The sequence below is a fragment of the Candidatus Zixiibacteriota bacterium genome (genome assembly GCA_019038695.1).
Classification (GTDB): domain Bacteria; phylum Zixibacteria; class MSB-5A5; order GN15; family FEB-12; genus B120-G9.
In genome coordinates this window covers 105,175-124,943 of the sequence record JAHOYZ010000026.1, presented here as the reverse complement: position 1 = coordinate 124,943, position 19,769 = coordinate 105,175, and the positions used below count along the sequence as shown (strand labels likewise).

Annotated in this window: 11 protein-coding genes; 10 read left to right on the top strand and 1 reads right to left on the bottom strand. The window is 48.8% G+C overall.

Annotated elements, in window-relative coordinates:
- Nucleotides 1-352 precede the first annotated feature (352 nt).
- The 4 genes from KOO62_09650 (at nt 353) to KOO62_09635 (ending at nt 8,184) form a co-directional block, all read left to right on the top strand.
- Entirely contained in the window at nt 353-1,147 is a 795-nt protein-coding gene (locus KOO62_09650; protein MBU8934257.1) for a hypothetical protein, read from the top strand.
- A 314-nt stretch (nt 1,148-1,461) separates the two neighbouring features.
- On the top strand, nt 1,462-4,797 hold the full coding sequence (locus tag KOO62_09645; GenBank protein MBU8934256.1) for a TonB-dependent receptor: 3,336 nt from the start codon (nt 1,462-1,464) through the stop codon (nt 4,795-4,797).
- A gap of 84 nt (nt 4,798-4,881) precedes the next feature.
- Nucleotides 4,882-5,832, top strand: coding sequence for a PorV/PorQ family protein (locus KOO62_09640; GenBank protein ID MBU8934255.1), 951 nt, complete (start codon nt 4,882-4,884; stop codon nt 5,830-5,832).
- A gap of 45 nt (nt 5,833-5,877) precedes the next feature.
- The gene (locus tag KOO62_09635) at nt 5,878-8,184 is read left to right on the top strand and encodes a hypothetical protein (protein MBU8934254.1); all 2,307 of its coding nucleotides are present in this window, start codon (nt 5,878-5,880) and stop codon (nt 8,182-8,184) included.
- An 89-nt stretch (nt 8,185-8,273) separates the two neighbouring features.
- Here the strand turns inward: KOO62_09635 and KOO62_09630 are convergent, their stop codons facing one another.
- Nucleotides 8,274-10,403 carry a glycosyltransferase family 39 protein gene (locus KOO62_09630; protein MBU8934253.1) on the bottom strand — a complete coding sequence of 710 codons (2,130 nt, stop codon included), beginning with the start codon at nt 10,401-10,403 and terminating at the stop codon, nt 8,274-8,276.
- Nucleotides 10,404-10,717: 314 nt separating this feature from the next.
- Here KOO62_09630 and KOO62_09625 point away from each other — a divergent pair, with 314 nt between their 5' ends.
- From KOO62_09625 to KOO62_09600, 6 genes are all read left to right on the top strand, one after another.
- A complete protein-coding gene (locus tag KOO62_09625) occupies nt 10,718-13,294 on the top strand; it encodes a S8 family peptidase (protein ID MBU8934252.1) in 2,577 nt (858 codons plus the stop codon).
- A gap of 82 nt (nt 13,295-13,376) precedes the next feature.
- Nucleotides 13,377-16,142 (top strand): M6 family metalloprotease domain-containing protein, encoded by a 2,766-nt coding sequence (locus tag KOO62_09620; GenBank protein MBU8934251.1) that lies wholly within the window; start codon nt 13,377-13,379, stop codon nt 16,140-16,142.
- 235 nt (nt 16,143-16,377) lie between these two features.
- Nucleotides 16,378-16,848, top strand: coding sequence for a transcriptional repressor (locus KOO62_09615; GenBank protein ID MBU8934250.1), 471 nt, complete (start codon nt 16,378-16,380; stop codon nt 16,846-16,848).
- Between the two features lie 11 nt (nt 16,849-16,859).
- Nucleotides 16,860-17,090 (top strand): ferrous iron transport protein A, encoded by a 231-nt coding sequence (locus KOO62_09610; protein MBU8934249.1) that lies wholly within the window; start codon nt 16,860-16,862, stop codon nt 17,088-17,090.
- A gap of 23 nt (nt 17,091-17,113) precedes the next feature.
- Nucleotides 17,114-19,528: a ferrous iron transport protein B gene (feoB, locus tag KOO62_09605; protein ID MBU8934248.1), complete on the top strand. Its 2,415-nt coding sequence runs from the start codon at nt 17,114-17,116 to the stop codon at nt 19,526-19,528.
- 1 nt (nt 19,529) lies between these two features.
- Nucleotides 19,530-19,727, top strand: coding sequence for a hypothetical protein (locus KOO62_09600; GenBank protein MBU8934247.1), 198 nt, complete (start codon nt 19,530-19,532; stop codon nt 19,725-19,727).
- Nucleotides 19,728-19,769: the final 42 nt, after the last annotated feature.

Below are 19,769 nucleotides of genomic sequence, written 5' to 3'. Positions count from 1 at the left end.
GAACCGCTAAGGGGTTTCTACAGGAAATCATGCCCAAACGAGTTTGAGCATGGCACCCGGCGCACCGGTGGCGTGTCCGTAGGGATTGGGATGATTGTCGAAACTGAAGACAGTGTCGACCTACAAGACTACCAGAAATAGGCGATGCCTGCATGCCCAAACGAGTTTGAGCATGGCACCCGGAAAACAGGCGATGCCTGTGTCAGGTTGGCAAGCAACCGTAACCTACAAAACTTAACCGGCAGGAGCACAGGGCTCCTGCCCTACAAGACTAATTACCAGTTTCGCTCTGATCAGTCCATTAACCCATTGGTTGGTTGTCAAATGACGGTTTGCTACCTACCTTGGCGCTATGCTGTCTGCTGTGTGTTATACAGACTATGGTCAGGATCCGTACGAAGCTATGGCGTTTGACGAGTGGCTGTTGAGTCGAGTCCTATCTGAACCTGATCTGGTAGCGATACGTTTATATACGTGGGAACGGGGGACGATAACGTTCGGTCTCAACCAAAGGTTGGAGAAAGCAGTGGATCGATCCCGTCTGGGAGAAACGCCTCTAATTCGACGGATAACCGGTGGTCGGGCACTTTACCATGAACCGTCGGAACTGACATACGCCATCGCTGCAAGGGCTGTGATTCTTGAGGGAGAAGAAAGTGGAAGGTCGGTCGACCGCGCTGTTCGACAAATTGCCGAGGCCTTGTCATCGTTTTTGGGACATCAGGATATTGAGTCTGAGTACGTGCGGCAGTCATCGGCAAGGAGCGTTCGACCCGACTATTTCCATACAGCGCCTTGCTTTGACTCCCGGGCACGCTACGAGTTGGTGACAGGTGACCGGAAAATTGTCGCATCGGCGCAACGACGGTTGGGACCGGCGATGTTGCAGCACGGCGCAATTAAATTGGCAGGTATCGCCCGGCACCCGGCCCTGGAAGCAAAGGTGAAACAGATCGACCAGTTCCCCCGGCTATCCGCTAAACGGTTCTCAAGTCTTGTATCTTCGTTTGTTGGCACTGTTGGTACTGCTCTCGGAGTGCGCATCGATCTGGTCGAATTAACGACGGGGCAGAAGGATGCGATTTCAAGAGCGACTGAATACGTGAGAAAAAATGCTCTTTCACGCCGCAATATCGTTAAACAATAGTGTCACACGCACAGTCTATACTCCAGTGACAGATGCTCGTCGTGGTAAGGAAAAAAGAGCTTGACTTTGCTCGGCGAGAATGGCTAATTTTCAGCCTTAAGTAATTGTGGCGTTGGTGCTACAAGGTGTTTTGCCCACGTCATGATGAAGAAGAATATGAGGAAGATTGTTCAAGTAACGATGATTGTAACCTCTTAACCTACCTAATGGTGCAGATTTTACCGAGTGGTATGCTGGTGGTGATGGACTTGATTATGATCTTCCGTATGACATAAGTAAAGAATGATTTCTTGATATCGCGTAGGAGGACAACTATGCTTGGAAGTCGTAGGCGACTTCTCTCAGTTCTGAGCATCTTGGCAGTAATTACACTGTTGGGAGCCGGTGACGTTTTTGGTGCAGCTACCGGAAAAATCATGGGGATAGTTAGCGATCAGAAGACCGGTGAGCCCATGATAGGTGTTTCGGTTATGATAGTCGGTAGTGATCGTGGAGCTATGACTGATTTAGACGGCAAGTTCGTTATTACCCAGCTTGAGCCGGGAGAAGAATATGTGCTGAGAATATCGTCAGTCAACTATAACACAGTCGAAGTGACTCACGTTGTCGTCAAGGCAGATATTACGACCGAGATCAATGCGGAGATGGAAGAGAGCACCACTGAGTTGGACAAGGTGATTACCGTCAGGGGTAAACAGGACCAATTGCAGATCTACGAGACTCACACCGCGCAGACCATCTCCAAGGAGTCAATCGATAGGGCTCCGGTAACTACGGTAGACGAGTTACTTACTCAGGTCCCTGGTATCATTACCAACAGCCAGGGAGAGGTTTTTATTCGTGGTGGCAGAGCCGGCGAAGTAGCCTACATCGTTGACGGTGTTCCGTTGAGAGACCCACTCGGTGGATTGGGGCAGGCCGGAGCCCAGTTGTCGCTGGTTTCGGGATCGATTCAGGAATTACAGGTTATCAAGGACGGATTTGACCCTGAGTATGGCGACGCGTTGTCTGGAATTGTCAAGGTCACTTCTCAGACCGGTTCGAAGGACAACACCAGGTTCAATGTTCAGTTCCGAACTGATGATTTCGGGAACTCGGACTTTAACAAGTACTCCCGCAACAATGACTATATGAGATTTTCTCTATCCGGTCCTGATCCTTTTTTGAAGAACAAGATTTTGCCAGCGCTCGGGTTGAAGTTTCTCGAAGGCAAGGAACTTACCTACTATGTCTATGCCGAGATTGACAAGAGTGATGGAATCTTCCAGTACTCAGACTACGATACTCCATTGACCCAACGCCCTACTGGCTTTTTCAACCTCTTTGGCGTGAAAATTCCTGATCGATTGGAGAACAGGTATTACTGGATGGCCAATCTCAAGTTCCGTCCCAGGCAAAACCTCAAGCTTATTCTATCATATTCGAATAGACAGATCAAAGATACTTACTTCCTTTGGGGCCATCGATACACTTCTTCGACGGCTCCTGTCTATGAGAGAGATTGGAGTTCTTTGTCTCTCGAAATATCCCAGGCTCTGACTAAAGATATGACCTACGAGGCTGTTTTCTCGTATTCCGAGAACGGCGTGTCTCTCAAGCCGGGCGATCCAACTGACCCGGGTACAGGTAGGAATCCCGATGATTTCAAGCTTAATCATGAGTGGGAGACATATACAGATCGAAATGGTAACGGCGTTTATGATCCCCCTGAACCGCTAGTGAATCTCTATCCCGACACCTTGATTTATGGTGACGGATTTACCGGTCCCAGGTATACTTTTGGTGAGTTCAACTTTGAGCAGAATATTCAGGGTGGGACCTTTCCCGAGCTATCCTCATTCAGATTCAACGACAACGGCTATATTGATTTCCTTGAAGGAGAGCCTTTTATTGATTTGAATGGCAACGGTGTCTGGGATTATGGTGATTACCTCAACGACAAGAACGGTAACGGTATCCTCGACGATGGTCGAATCAATCATATCAACGTACAGATTCCTGAACCCTATATTGATGGCGACTCGATCGTCGGTGAACCATTCCATGACCTCAACGGTAACCGGGTCTACGATCCTGGTATTGACGGATTTAGACGGTCCGCCATCGACTCCCTCAATGATGATAAAAATCATAATGGTCGTTACGACGGCCCGAATGACCCCTGGGATACCTCAACCCAGTACATTGATCGGAATGGCAACGGCCTCTATGATCCACCCAGCACCTTTTTCGAAGTAGGTGAGGAGTTCACCGATATTAATGGCAATGGTCAGCGAGACGCTGGTGGTTTTCTCAGTCCGCTCAGCTATAATGAGTCCGCGCTGTGGCACTATCATAACACCAAGACCATTCGCGGAGAGGTGAAGGTGTTTCGTCAGTTTGGCCCTCATGAACTCAAGGGTGGGGTTGCAATCGAACATCGTGATCTCCTGTATCAGGAGATAGAAAAACCTTATATTCTCTACACCGGCAGATCAGATGGCGGTCCCTATCCGGATCGTGGAGCGTTCCGAGACATGTTCAATTACCAACCATGGGGTGGTACGGCATATCTTAGAGACAAACTTGAATACGGTTCCATGATCGCATCGTTGGGCTTAAGATGGGATTTCTTTATTCAAGATAAGCACAATCTTGTCGAGGTTGCCCAAAATGATGACTTGGGATCAGGTGTTATTCTGGGTGATCGGCAGAAGTTTTCACCTCGTATCGGATTCTCTTATCCGATCTCTGACAAGGCCAAGGTTCACTTCAACTATGGCCATTTTTATCAGCTGCCTGACTTGATCAGAATGTATGCGAGAAATACTACTGCGGTTGATGCTGACAAGGTTATCGGTAACTACAATCTCGACTACAAGAAGACAGTGCAGTATTCCTTTGGTGTCAAGTACGCCATGTCGGAGTTTTATACTATTGATGTTTCTGGTTATTTCAAGGATGAGTTTGACAAAGTCAACAGTGCCATGGTGACTAAGGACAATCTTAATCGAAACCAGTATCGCAATGTCGATTATGGTCGTAGTCGCGGATTCGAATTGACGATTGACAAACGTGGTGGTGGATACGTCGGAGGTCAGTTGAGCTATACTTATGCCTTTGCATTTGGCAAGGCATCAGAAACCTCACGGGAATGGCGTGATGAGGTGGCAATGTTGCGTGAGCCACTATCAGAGAGTGCTCTGGATCACGATGTTCGTCACTCGCTGAAGTCAAACGTCCAGATATTTATCCCAAATAATGTTAAGCCACGTCTCTTCGGTCTGTCGATTCCTAATGGTTGGAGTCTCATGGTTTCTACATTCATTGAATCTGGACGTCCCTTCACTCCTGATCCTATCTACCCGAATGTTACCAGCGTTGCCGGTGAAAATATACAGAGGAATTCACTACGCAAACCATCGGTAGTGCTGTTCGATATGAAGTTTACCAAGGAGTTCAACCTCGTGGGACTTGACATGGGCTATATCATTCAGGTCGAGAATATCTTTGACGTGCATAACGTTGTGGATGTCTATAGTAGTACCGGTCGTCCCGATACGCGGCAGAACCCAAGCGGGATTGTCAAGGGTGGAACCGATTCCGACCTTAATCCGTCCAACTGGGACTACGGTCGTCAGATCCAGATGGGGATCGAACTACACCTGTAGAGGTACATTTGATTAACTTTGAAGAAAGTATTGAGTCTTAGAGAAATAGATGAGGACCATATGCATTTGAGGTGTAACAAATTAATGAGAACAGTTTGTCGTAGTGGCATTGCGGTCGGGACAGTGTTGTTGGTGTTCCTTGTAATAATGGTTCCGACAAGTGTCTGGTCACAAGCCAAAGTTGGCACGACTGGCGCGCAGTTCCTGGAATTGGGTGTGTCAGCGCGGGCTATGGGTATGGCCGAGGCGTTTGCAGCAGTGGCGGATGACATTTCTGCGGTCTATTATAATCCCGCTGGACTGACATCTCTCTACGGCCGGGAGGCCGCTTTTACATACATCAAGATGCCGGCCGATATTGCCTATGGATATGGGGCGATCGGGTTGCCTCTGGAATCTATAGGAGGCGTTCTTGGGATTGGTATGTATGCCCTCGGCTCTGGGGATATGGATGAAACCGATCATTTTCGTGCCCCTACCGGTAGGATCTTCTCATGGAATGATATGGCTATTTCGGCCAGCTACGGACGATACTTGACCGACCGTTTTTCTATCGGTCTGACAGTCAAGTTTATTGGTCAGTTTGTCCATGACTATTCCGCCAGTGGATGGAGTGCAGATGTCGGTACGATCTACGATACAGGTTATCGTGGCTTCAAGATTGCTATGGTAATTACCAATTTCGGTCCCGATATGAAGTTCATTAAGAATGCTTTCCCGCTACCGATTAACTTCAGATTCGGCGGGGCTATTAATGTTCTTGAGCAGGATGATTACCTGCTGACATTTGCTGCTGAAGGAGCACATCCCTCGGATAACCTTGAGAAATATAACAGCGGTTTGGAGTTCGTATACAAAGACCTCTTCTCACTCCGGGCAGGCAGTCGGTTCAACTATGATGCCGATGGTCTTACGGCTGGGGGCGGTGTCCGATTGCCGTTTGGCGAAGAGCATGAATTACGTTTTGACTATGCTTTCCAGGACTTCGGTATCCTCACTGAGGTTCACCGTTTCACTATGACCATGGCATTCTAACGGGAGAACTTGGAATTGAATATGTTTGGCAATACGAAAAATATTATGGCAATAACAACCTTCGGAGTGGTAACAGTGAGCTTTTTGCTCGCTTCGGTGCTTTTCCTTGCCGGGTGTTCGGATACTCTTGAAGGTGATGTGTATGACAACCAGAGGCCCGACGTTCACTTTGTGAATATTCCTCCCGATGGCCAGGACTTTAGTGCAAATCCAATCGTGTATTGGTTTGGCAGTGACAATGACGGACTAGTAGCCTATTATCGCTACCATATAATTACCCGTAGCTCCATTGGTGATATGGCGCCGGAGGATTACGTCCTGACTCTCAGTGATGAGGTATTTGTCACTTGTGATACTATCTTGTGCGATACGATCACAGTCTCCGGCACACCTTGTGACACATCGGAGTCGGAAATAATATCTATCTGTGACTCCGTTTCAGACTGGACTTACATCTATGTCGATCCGACTGCAGCAAATCCACAAACGGCGAACTCTTTGCCGCTCAGAGCGGATACTTCTAATCCGGTACTGAATTTTGTGCAACAATATGTTTTCCTGCAGGCCTTTGATACTGAAGGTCTTGGTTCGGAAATAGTTTGGCGTGTGTTCAAGCGCAACGATAACCCTCCGCAGACGGTCATCGAACTTGATAGGACCAAAGTGCCTTTTGTTAATGCTGAGGAAGCGGGCGGAATAGTCACCGGAATAGGTCTTGGTTGGCGAGCATCAGATGAAATCGACTACCCTACCGATCCACCTCCGTTTGAGTTTGAGTGGCGACTGTATGGACCGTTCACTAATGCCGATACCCTTAATATCCACAACAATTTCGTAAAAGACGTGTTTGTTACCAACGACGGATTTATTTACGACGTGGGCGATACAATTATACGGTGTGATTCGCTTTATACTGACACGGGATTGGTGGAGCATTGTGACTCTGTGGTTGTCGTGTCCGGCATGCCGAGTACTGTTCTAGGTGAAATGGACGTCTTGTTTGATGTGGACAATCCTGGCTTTATTAACTCAGAGTACAATCTGGTTGTCGATAGCTCTTTCAATGGAATTGACACCTGGATTCTAAACACAACTGACACCATATACAATGTGTTTAAGGATTATCCTAGTGGCGAGACCATTGAGTTGAATTTCATCTTCTGGGCTCGTGCACGTGATGATGCTTTTGTGCCGGATATAGTACCTGCTTTTGAACAATTCAAGGTCATTAATCCCAAGTTCGAACGAGATGTAGCGGTACTTGACTTCACCTACTCAAGCGGAATTACGCTTACGAAATATAAACTGACGCCGAATAATCAAAGACCGGATACTACATTGTTTAATTATCCGAATGATTTCCATATTTTACCGTTTTGGGCTGACCTGATCAGGACTTGGAATGTGGACCTACCCTTCGAATATTCGGACTATTACTTTGTCAAGAGTCAGAATAACATGAAGTTGGGGCTGGACCTTAAGACTTTACTTAGTTATAAGGTATTGATCATTTACAATGAGCATATCTATCCCTCCGACTTGCGGTTATCGAAGTTTGAGGATCCGCTGTGGAAAGCAATCGATGCTGGTGTCAATGTATGGTCTACGATGAGGGCACCGGTAGAAGGAGGAACCGCTGGTCCCCTTCTCGATATATCTGAGAGCTACGGGAACATGTCCTCGAACTATCGTTTCTACTTCGGAGTTGCTCGTACCCAGTTTTCAGGCTGGTTCTGTAAGGCCGCCTATATCGGACCCTGCGTCCCTAAGTACAGAGCTGAGGATTTCATAGGGGCCTACTCTCTTAAACCCGATCAGTGGCCGGAGGTTAAGATTCTTCCCGAACTTGTTGAGAACCGCACGTACTGGGATGCTAACCTTGTCCCATTCTTGCCTGAGTTACCATGTATCCCCGAGGTTAATTGGAGTGAAGCAGCATGGGGTTCTGAGGTGATGTATCTTTATAAGTCTATCTATGGTGCAGATCATCCGTTGGGTATAGATCCGCAGTATGGATTTGACTGGGTGATGGAGGGTACCCCGGTTGGACATCGATTCAAGACGGGACTCTTCAGAACAGTGCATTTTGACTTCACACCCTTGTGCATAGATACTACTACCACCGACACCGATGGTGACGGAATTCGTGAAGTCTCGCCCGTTCAAGCCCTGGTTAATAATGTGTTGGACTACCTTTATGATCCCTCAATTGCGGCTCCAGTGTCAGAGATTCGCTACAACGATGCTGGACAAAGTCTGTCGGTGTCAGAGATGCGACGTCGCTATTGGGAACGTAATAACGAAGCCTTCATCGAGAAGACAGGTGGCAGTCTCTTGGATCATAGGCGATAGAGGATGTGACAACCAAATTTCAGTTGATTTTTCAAGGGACCGAGTTTTCTCGGTCCCTTTTTCTATGAGTACAATTAGTTTGAAGAGCCTTACTGAAATCGTCTGAGTTGCGGATTGTCCGGAAATCTCTGTCGGGCTATAGTCAGCAGCGAGTCAGCCACCGCTGTCTGTCCAGTTGATAGGTAGGCACTGATCAGGTTTATGTACGCATCGGATAGATTACTGTCCAGCGTTATAGCGCTCTGACTATGATAGATCGATTGACCAAATTTTCCAGCTTTACCGTCCAGGTAACCAAGTTGATAATGAACCCTCGCACGCTGTCTGGCGATGTTCTCAGGACTATTTCTGAAGACAATGGCAAAGGCCTCATCGTCTGTTTCAATAGGAGGAGGAGTAGCATTCAAGGCTCTATTCAAGACCGATCTGGCAGCATCAGTCAAACCGCGTTCGGTCAACAAGATGGCTGCCTCATTCAGAAGATAGATGTCATCATCGGTGGCTTTTGCCGAGGTGTAAACCGCTTCAATAACAGCCGCATCACCAACCACACTGTCAGCGAAGATACAGCGCAGAAGCACACTCTGCCCGGTGACATCATACGGTTGTCGCTTGACCGACTCGGAGACTGCAGCGATTGCTTCTTTTAGATTTCCTTCGAGTAGAAGCAGGGACCCGAGATTGGTATAGGCTTTTGGTCGGTTGGGATGGAACTGCAATTCGTGCTCGAAGTAGTGACGGGCAGAGTCAACCTTACCCAGTCGCAGGAAAGCGACGCCTACATTGAGATTTACTTCGGGGAAGGTGCTATCAATGCGCCTCGCTGCCTGGTGCAGCCTCAGAGCAGCCAGATAATTCCCTTGAGTATACTCATACAGACCGGCCGCTATAGTAGTGTGCGGTGTGGATCCTACGGGTAACGGTACCAGTGGCAAGTATGACAGAAGACTGATTACGATCACAAGTATACCCGGCCTCAGAAGTGTGCGTAATGATGAACGCGAATTTTGATATACATCCGACAGACCAATAGCGGTCAGCACAAAATAGATTGGCAGGAGCGGTAATCGAAATCGGCTTGTAAAGAAAAATAACGCCCCGGTTGCTACATAAACCAGTATGAGCCACAAGACCACGCGAACCGATGTCATATGCCATCGGCCTATCAGACCCAGTAGTGCCAGGGGAAGGAGCAGCGCGAAACAGAGTGGATTGTAGCTCAGTAGTGGGTGATGATTAGAGAAAACCTCGATATCCCGGTTGTTGGAAATTTCCCGAGAAGCGAAGTTCCGATACAATTTCTCAAAGTAGAGCTTTAAAAAGGTAGACGGGTTATTAGCGATCCAGCGCCACCCCTGAGTAGCCCAATAGGAGGAAACCTCTCCTGGCTTGAGGTCTCGCCCGAGTGCTTGTTCGGCTTCAAACTCGATCTGTTCTATCCGCCAGTTGTGTCCCATTGGTTCGGGAAGTGTAGCTGATAAACCGTTTGCTTCGGGGTTATTACCGATGTAGAAATTGATTCCTCCCTGAGAAGAGATCAGCACGGGATCGGTCGCCAACATGAGATTACGCGCAGATACAGGCAAGATCACCAAACCCAGACCGACACCGAAGAGGGCGAGCTGGGCGGTCCATTTCGGTATATTCCGGTGGAATACGATAACCGTGACTATCATTGGAACGACCAGTACAAGCGCTGTGGGACGTGTGATAGCCGCCAGTCCAAGCATTAACCCCACTCCCAAAGCTCCTGCAAGTGTCCTGTGGTCGATCCAGACCAACAATCTATAGAGGGAAATTTGTAGCAGCAGGGTGAATAGCGGGTCGAGCAGTAGCTCCGATTCAAAGTAGAGAGCCATGGGATAGATAGCGTGGATCACAGCTGCAATAACGCCGATCTTCTGGTTGCCAATACGTCGGCCCAGAAGATAGGTTAGAAATACCGAAGCCACTCCGATTGCGATTCCCAGCAGCCGTGCAACCCAGAGTGATGGTCCGAATACGGCATAGAGCAGCCCCAGGCAGAAAGAATAAAACGGTGCCCGGAAGTATGTTGTGTCGCCTATGATGTTTCCCGACGCAAGGGATTGCGCCCAATGGTGGTGATAATTATTGTCGACCGTTAGTTGCTCCCACTCGGGGAGACCCTGATAAATCCACAGATATATGAGCCTGGTCAGAACCGCCAGAGTCAGCACTACAACAAGCGGCTTGTTCACTCTCAACCATGAGTTCATTGCAACCATTATCATAATATAGGCAGTCTCATACCTAACGATCAAAAAAAAAGCTACGAATTATACCAAAATGTGCATTCTAGATCACCATTGCAAACGGTACCCAGAGAGTGTAAATAGAGTGTCCCCTGAAGGGTTGGATGGGGGGTTGCCTATCTGCTTGTTATTATATAACTTAAGGTAGGAAGGAGATGATCTCCTGCAATACTATGCACAGCTTCCGAGCACGGTAAGTCCTATTCTCTACGGCACGTCCTTTGCTCAAAGAGCTGTTGGACATAGCAGGAGGTGATTTGATGAAGCAGTATTTGCACCATACTATAGCGTTGATTACGGTTCTCTTGATTGTAGCATGCCTGACCCCGACAGCCGGGGCAAAGGCTCTGACTCTATCTCCCGGGCTCAATCAGTTGGTTTTTGATGCTAAGGGTTCTCCTGACAGCCTGATCGACGTAGTGGTGTTTCTGGATGGAAGTTACCTTACCGAGGAAATCATTCAGTCAGAAAGAGCTGGTCTCACCCGTCATGAACTCATCAAGAAGGTTACATCGACACTGCGTGCTTATCAGTCACCTCATGCTGACTTGGTGCGACGTTTCCTCCAGACCCACTCTCAACGTTCGGTGACGGAATACTGGATCGTTCCGGCTTTGTCGGCAAGACTCCCACTCTCTCGCCTGGAGTCATTGGCTCTTATGACCGGTCTGGAACTGGTAGTCGAGGATGCCGCGCTCAGTTTCGATGAGCCGATTGAAGTGAAGAATTCTCCGGAATTCTCGACCTCATCAGTGGCCAGCCACCTTGAGCTTCTCAATGTTCCCTCGTTATGGGCGCGCGGATTGACTGGAACGGGTCGGTTGGTCTGTTCTTTTGATACCGGAGTTGATCAGGTTCATCCCGCCCTGGCTCCCAAATGGCGCGGCAACCATGCCGAACTTTCTGCTACCTGGTTTTCCAAAGTGAGTCCAGATACCAATCCTACCGACAAAATCGGTCACGGCACCCACACGATGGGTATTATGGTCGGTTCTGTTGATGCGGATTCGTTCGGAGTGGCTCCTGATGCTGAGTGGATTAGTGCCGGTGTCATCGACCAGGGACGGGATCTGGCGACGACACTTTCCGACATCATTGAAGCTTTCCAGTGGGCACTTGATCCGGATGGTGACTCAACGACTACCGACGACGTCCCCGATGTTATTCTTAACAGTTGGGGAATCCCGAAAGGACTTTTCGTCCCCTGTGATCTGACCTTTGCCACAGTAATCAGCAATGTCGAGGCAGCTGGAATTGTAACCATCTTTGCGGCCGGTAACGAAGGTCCCGAGCCTGCTTCACTGCGCAATCCGGCCGACATGGCTCTTTCTCCGCTGACTTCATTTGCGGTCGGGGCGGTTGATAATAATTCCCAGATCGCTGGTTTCTCCAGCCGGGGTCCGTCTTCGTGTGATGAAAACGAAATCAAGCCCGAGGTAGTCGCTCCCGGCGTATCGGTCCGTTCCTCGAGCAAGGATGGAGAGTACAAGGTGTTGAGTGGTACTTCTATGGCGGCTCCGTTCATTGCCGGCCTTGTCGCCCTCATGCGCCAGCACAATCCGGATGCCACTGTCACGGAGATCAAAAATGCCCTGATAGCGTCCGCCATTGATCTTGGACCGGCCGGCGAAGATAATGCCTATGGGCATGGTCTGGTTGATGCCTCGGTCCTGATTGATTATCTACCGTTACCGAGTCTACCTGGTGGTACTTTTGCTACGCATGCAACGGTTCAGATGGAGATGACAATATCTGATTTCGCTCAATATGGACTCGCCCCCGGTTCGATCTACGATGTTGAAGGTGACGGATTTCGAGTTCAAGGCAGTGATAATCTGCTTTACGAAGCGGGTATCATGATCGCCTATGAAAATACTTCAATGTCCAGCTCAGTCCGAGACAGTCTGGGACAGTACGCACCTTCCGAGTTCACCCCGGTAGCGAAGCTCTCAGAAGAATACACCGGTTCTTTGGACGGTGTTCACCGTGTGGCTGTTTACGCCGACGAAGACAAGGCCGATCCGATAGTGGTTCGTCAGGAAACAATCAGCTATCCAAATATTGATGACAACGGCCTCCTGATTTTTAGATACTATCTTGTCAACAACACCAGTGACGATGTTCACGGACTGAGCTTTGGGTTGTTGGTTGATTACGATCTTACATCCGGAAGTGATCAGGTTGCCTGGGATCTCGAAACTGAACTTCTGCACCAGTATGCAGCAAGTGGCCCGAGAGTTGGTCTGGTAGGACTGAGCAATCTGGTTTCATTCAGAGCTCTCGATAATGGAGCTGGCAAGACCGGTTTCACTGATTCCGAACTCAGCCAACTTATTGCATCTCCCGCGTACACTGGGGTTGATGAAAGCACTTCAGGCGACTGGTTGTTTGTGACCGGGTCGGGCATACTGAGCGTTCCGGCCTACGACTCGATAGAAATTGCGCTGGCTTTGGTCGGCTCCAACACTCATGAGGGTCTTTTGGCTAATGCTAACGTGGCGCGCGAACTATATGGTGTCAGCACCAGCATTACCGATCCGCAGGATGATGTTCTGCCCAGTGATTTCGTGCTGCATCAGAACTATCCCAATCCGTTCAACCCAACCACCAATATTGCCTTTGACTTGAGCACCTCTGGCAGGATCAGCCTCGAAGTCTACAATTTGCTGGGACGTCATGTGAAAACAATCTATAATGGTCCTATTGAGGCTGGGTGGCATCGGTTTGAATGGGACGCCACTGACGAACGGAACGAGTCGGTCGCTACCGGCGTATATTTCTACCGGTTGACCACTCCGTCGCACACCGAAACGAGAAAGATGTTGTTGTTGAAATGAGATATTCTGACATTTTTGTAACCGGAAACGTCAATATTGATAGTGATCAACACGTTACAAACCTCTTGAAGGAACTGGGATTATGATAGCGAGATATGCGATAGTTGGCTTAGTGATTCTGACTTCTATGCTTCTAATGGTAGCTTCGGCCTGGTCTGTGGCACCAACCAAAGAGGCTATCGAGAAATGGAAGAGCGAAGGGATCCTTGAGGAGAAACTCAACCGATGGAAATCGTTCAAGGAGAAGGGTGGCTGTTCTCCAGTCGAACATTCGGTGTTCGACAAGAAGGACAGTCGCGACAGATTAGCCACCGGGGTTGAGACTATCGACACCGTCAAAGTCATTTGTATTCTCGTTGATTTCACTGATTGGCCCTACACGCTGGGAGTTGCAGCGGAACCATACCAGTTTGATTCCATATTATTTTCAGACTCAAACTGTGATACTTGTGCCTATGATAATCCCACCGGTTCAATGACGGATTTCTATATGGAAAACTCATACGGCAAATTCTATGTCCAGGGAGATATCTTTGGATGGTACACAATGCCTGAGACTTATGCCTGGTATGAGAATGGCGAAGATGGCATTGATGGCGAGGCGCGGGCACGTGATCTGGCAGTGCACGCCGTAGATATGGCTCACGATTCCGGGGCTGATTTTTCCGACTATGACTTTAAAGGTGATGGTTTTTGCGACGGCGTAATTATCATTCATGCCGGACGTGGCGCCGAGGAAGGCGTCTATGGTATCTGGTCACACAAGTCAACTCTCCGAACTGATTGTTTCTATGATGGTGTGTTGATTACGAATTACACTATGAACCCCGAAGAGACTGGTCCGAATTCAATATCGCCAATTGGCGTTGTGTGTCACGAATATGGTCATTTTCTGGGCTTACCGGATCTTTATGATGTTGATGGGGGAGAAGTGGGTTCTGATGGTCTAGGCAACTGGTCATTGATGGCCCGCGGCAATTATCTGGGTGCTTCTAAAAAACCGGCGCACATGGATGCCTACTGTAAGGCTTTTGTGGGTTTTGTGGAACCGATTGATGTGACGGCCAATCTCGACTCGGTTGCGTTTCCGGCTGTCGAGTACAACCCGGTAGTATATAAGGTACAATATGATCCCGGTGAATACTGGTTGATAGAAAACCGACAGAAAATGGGATTTGATATTAGTCTTCCGGGTGCCGGTCTGCTCATTTATCACGTTGATCTGGATGCCCCACCTCAGAATACAACGCCGTCACGCTACTATGTTAGTCTTGAACAAGCCGACGGGGATAATGGTCTGGCTTACACAGAATTCAATTATGGAGATGCTGGTGACCCATTCCCCGGAGCAACACACAACCGCGAATGGCACAATTTTTCATTACCCAATAGCCGAACCAATTTCGACATAGTTACAGAATTGGGTCTGTGGGAGATCAGCGATTCTGATTCCATGATGTACGCCGATATTGACGGCGACGAAGGATACTCCCGTCCATGGGTGGAATTGTACGGTCTGTCTCCTCTGGTTCTGGATGATACCCAGGGGGGCGACGGCGACGATATTTTGGAAGCAGGGGAAACAATCCAGTTCTTCTGCACCGTTATCAATCGTATGCGGTACTCATACAATGTCCGGGCCACCCTCGCGACCGATAATCCGCATGTCCAGTTTATAACCCAATCGGTCAATTTTAACACCGATCTTTTCGCTCAGGAGAGGAGCAATCTCATACCGATTGAGTTTAGTCTTGCGGCCGATCTTATCTCTAAGATTGATTCGTTCTATGTAACGATCACTACCGATTCTCTGGAATCGACACCCGGGTCGTCGGAATTCTCGGCCACCTTTGGTTTTGAGGCACAGGTCGGTTCGGCGCAGGTGTTGATCGTTGATGACGATCGCGGTGAAAGTTATGAGACCAATATCGAAGATGCTTTTCTTGCTTTGCGTGTTCCTGCCCATACTTATGAGAAAGCGGCGAGTGGCTCTCCAACTGCCGGTGATCTATTGCAGTATCCTATTGTTTTCTGGATTACAGGCGATGTGGATGACAATGTTCTGAGCACAGACGACGTAGCCGCGATGGGAACGTTTCTGGATAATGGTAACAGCTTGTGCCTCTCTACCCTTTCCGGGATAGATAATATCGAGACACACAACCCGGCCTTCCTGGCAAGTTACTTCCATGCGGAGAAAGTAGGCAATTCCTTTGATCCTTTCCTTGACGGCGTGAGTGGTACGGCATTTGATAATATCATTGTTAGATTTCGTAATGGTGTTCCGCAATTGCCTTCGCAGTGTGATCTCAATTCTGTCGGGGGTGGGGTGAATGTCCTTCAATCAAAGTGGGATACCAATAAGAATTTTGGAGTTACTTTCAAGGGTAGTTTCCAAACTATCCTACTGGCATTTCCACTCGAGTACATAGACAATGATGATGGTGGTGGGAGATATCCGGTTGATAGCCTGCTAGAGCGGTCGCTACAGTTCTTCGGTGGTATTGCCAGTGAGGTCTACGATGGCCAGCCGTTCTCATCTTTGCCGACTAGCTTCGAATTGGATCAGAACTTCCCCAATCCGTTCAATCCAAGCACTACCATATCATATACACTTCGAGCCACAGGCAGTATCGGTGAGCGACCGAACCACACGAAGCTCAGCGTCTTCAATATTTTGGGCCGTGAAGTAACCACGTTGGTGGACAAGGTTCAGACCCCCGGCCAATATCAAGTCGAGTGGGATGGTAATGATCGTACTGGTCACAGAGTTGGTTCGGGTATCTATTTCTATCGTCTGATCCGTGGCGACGAGGCCGTGACCAGGAAAATGGTCCTCGTGAAGTAAATTCGACAGTCGCACAATCAGCTTGCAGACATCTCCATCCTTAGGAAAATTTCATAATCGCCCCCTTGTCGGGGCGGCTATCTTATGTGTAGCCATAAGCTTACACATAAATAAAATCCTTTGTGTTTTTTACAGAAAGGTCTTGACTTTTCTGGGGAATTGACGATACTTGAAAATGAAAATCGTTTTCATTTAACCGATTGAGGTTTGGAGAAAGATGCGCGAACTACTGAAAATGAGAGGTTTCAAGATGACTCCGCAGAGGGAGTTGATCTTTCGTGCTTTCTTTGAAATCAAAGAGCATGTTTCGGTAGACCAGCTTTATGATGTGGTTCGCAAACAGGATCCATCAATCGGATACAGCACTGTCTGGCGCAATCTCAAACTGATCTGCAAGATTGGCCTCGCCCAGGAAGTCATCCTTGGGGATGGGATCACCCGGTATGATCGGGTGACGGAAGTGCCGCACGGTCACCTGTTTTGTATCGGATGTAAAAAATTGACGGAGTTCAATGTAGACCAGATCGTAGGTCTTTTGGCACATGCGGCCGGAACTGAGAACTTCTGGCCCGAGTCTTTCAAAATAGAGATTCACGGTTTCTGTGATGAGTGCCGCGTCCTTAACGAGGAGCGCCAATCGATTGAGCAGACTCCAGATCGAACGGCAGTTACGTTGGACGGTAGAGCCGACACCATACGGGATTGAGGTAGGAGAAGATGACGTATCTGAATATGATGGTTCCCGGTCAAAAAGGTCGGGTAGTGGGGTTCTCCGACGACACCAAATTGGTCCGCCGACTATACGAGCTTGGGATTCAGCCGGGACGATCTATTGTCTATCTCCGCAATGCTCCTTTCAGTGATCCTCTCGAAGTTCGAGTTGGTTCCAACCTGATTACGCTACGCAAGACGGAAGCGTCTCTCGTGGCAGTTGAGTTGGACGAGTAGCACGGCAGCGAGGAACCAATTTCATGTCCCATCGAAGTACCACAGGCAGTGCCGCACACATGGCTACTGTTGCTATTTGTGGTAATCCCAACTGCGGTAAGACGACGATTTTTAATGCCATCACCGGACTCAGTCAACGCGTCGCCAACTACCCCGGCGTAACAGTTGAAAGAGTATCCGGTCGGTTCTCGGCTGGTCCCGATGAAAAGCGGACCTTCACGCTGGTTGATATTCCAGGTACATATTCCCTGTCGGCCTTTTCTCCAGACGAGGAAGTGGCTATTTCGGCTTTGATTGGTCAGCTAAGAGATACCCCAGCACCGGACGGAATAATCTGTGTCCTCGACGCAACTAATCTAGAGCGTAGCCTCGCATTTCTGTTTCAGGTGCTTGAGATAGAACGTCCCACGGTAGTTGCGGTAAACATGATTGATCTGGCTAAGAGACGGGGACTGCAAATTGATTTTGAGGAGTTGTCGCAAGCTCTCGGTGGAATCCCGGTAGTGCCGGTGATAGGCAATCGTCGTATGGGTATTGATGCCCTGAAAGCAGCCGCAGCCGAGTTACCGAATCTGGAGCCGGTCTCACCGGGGGAGATTTATGGTCCTGAGGTGGAACAGTTGATTGGTTCACTTCAGAAGGATTCTGAAGATGGATATCATAGTCGGGCGGAGCGTCTGCGAGTTATATTTGATGCTGACTCACCGGCCGAGGAGCGTTTCCTGGCGGAGGAGCCAGACGTAGGAGATACTCTTCGGGAAGGTCGTCGTCGTATTCGTGAGGCACACGGTTCCCTGTCTCTGGTCGAGAAGGAGGCGGTCAGCACCAAGTCGGCAGTATTGTTTCGTCGGGTTGTGACGGTCGTGAAACCGGGAAGGATCTCCAACTCTGAGCGCATCGACATGGTTCTTCTGCATTCAATAATGGGACCAATCCTGCTGGCCCTGATCATGATGGTTGTTTTCCAGTCGATCTTCAGTTGGTCCGAACCGATAATGAATCTCATTGATAGTTTCTTTGGCACATTGGCTTCGCATGTAAAAACAATGATGGCTCCCGGTCCATTGCAATCGTTACTGACCGATGGCGTGATTGGCGGAGTCGGTTCGGTCCTGGTGTTTATCCCGCAGATTGTTATTCTCTTTCTCTTTATCTCTATTCTGGAAGACTCTGGCTACATGTCGCGAGCGGCATTTTTAGTGGATCGACTTTTTCGCTGGTGTGGATTATCTGGAAAATCATTCATCCCTATGCTCTCATCATTTGCTTGTACTGTCCCCGGTATTCTTGCTACCCGGACTATTGAGGACAGGAAACTACGCTTCATTACGATCTTAGTAGCGCCGTTGATGACCTGCTCAGCGCGGTTACCGGTCTATGCGATCATGATTGCCGCTTTCGTGCCTTACCGTGTGTACTTTGGTGTCCTAAACCTACAGGGCATTGTGCTAACCGCTCTATACCTGTTAGGGATCGTGGCTGCTATTGTTGTTTCGTACGTGTTGAAGCGAATAGTATTCAAGACTGAGCGGGGGACATTCCTGATGGAGTTGCCCTCGTACAAGGTGCCTTTGCTTCGTTCGGTGGTGGTTCGGGTAATCAATCGTGCAAAGTCCTTTGTGCTACGGGCAGGAACGGTGATTCTGGCGATAACGATCATCATCTGGGCGTTGAGCTATTTTCCCCATGACGATGCCATCACTGGGGAATATACGCTGCAGGCCGAGACGGCCAGGCAGGAGACGGATGAGACGGTTGCGATCTATGTCGCCCAGCTCAACGATTCTAAGGAATCTGTTCCCGTCGAACAGCAAGAGACATTGGGACATATCAGAGAGCGTTTCGCTTTCGTCAACGATATTGCTGAACTGAGCGTGGTCCGGTCTGAGATGGACAGGCAATACGAAGATATGCTTAGTCCGATCTCGGCTGTCTATGAAATCCGACGGCAGGAGTTGACTCTGGGGGTTACCCTGAATGAACTGAGAAATGCTGAGGCTGGCGCTCACTTGCGGAACTCCTATTTCGCCGGCATTGGAAAGACCCTCGAACCTATTTTCCTACCGCTGGGGTGGGATTGGAAGATCACTATGGCCACGCTGGCCGCTTTTCCTGCGCGAGAAGTGATTATTGCCACTATTGGAACGATCTACAATTTGGGTTCTGAAGATGGCGGCGAATTATCACTAATTGACAAAATGCGCCAGGCTCGTTGGGAGGATGGGCCTCGTCGCGGTCAGTTGGTCTTTTCTCCGGCGGTAGCCCTGTCAATAATGGTGTTCTTCGCTCTTAGCCTACAATGTGGTGCAACAATAGTGACGATCCGGCGTGAGACCGGCTCATGGTGGTATGCTTCAGGTACATTTGCTTATATGACAGTGCTGGCCTACTTGGCTGCTTTCAGTGTCTATCAACTCTCAAGATGGATGTGGGGGTAATATGACGGAAGTTCTCTGGCAATACGTAGTGGTCATAGCGCTCTTAATACTGGCCATTATTTATCTGGTCGTTCGTTACTATCGTCGGCGGCGGCGTACAGAGCCTGGATGCTCAAAGTGTGCCCTTAATAATTCCTCGTTGAAGTATCCGACAGTCATCAATCTGGACAAGTCAGACAAACGGTCATCAAAAGACTAACATCCGTTCTCTGTGCTTTCAATTTTCAGCTAATAGCATTAC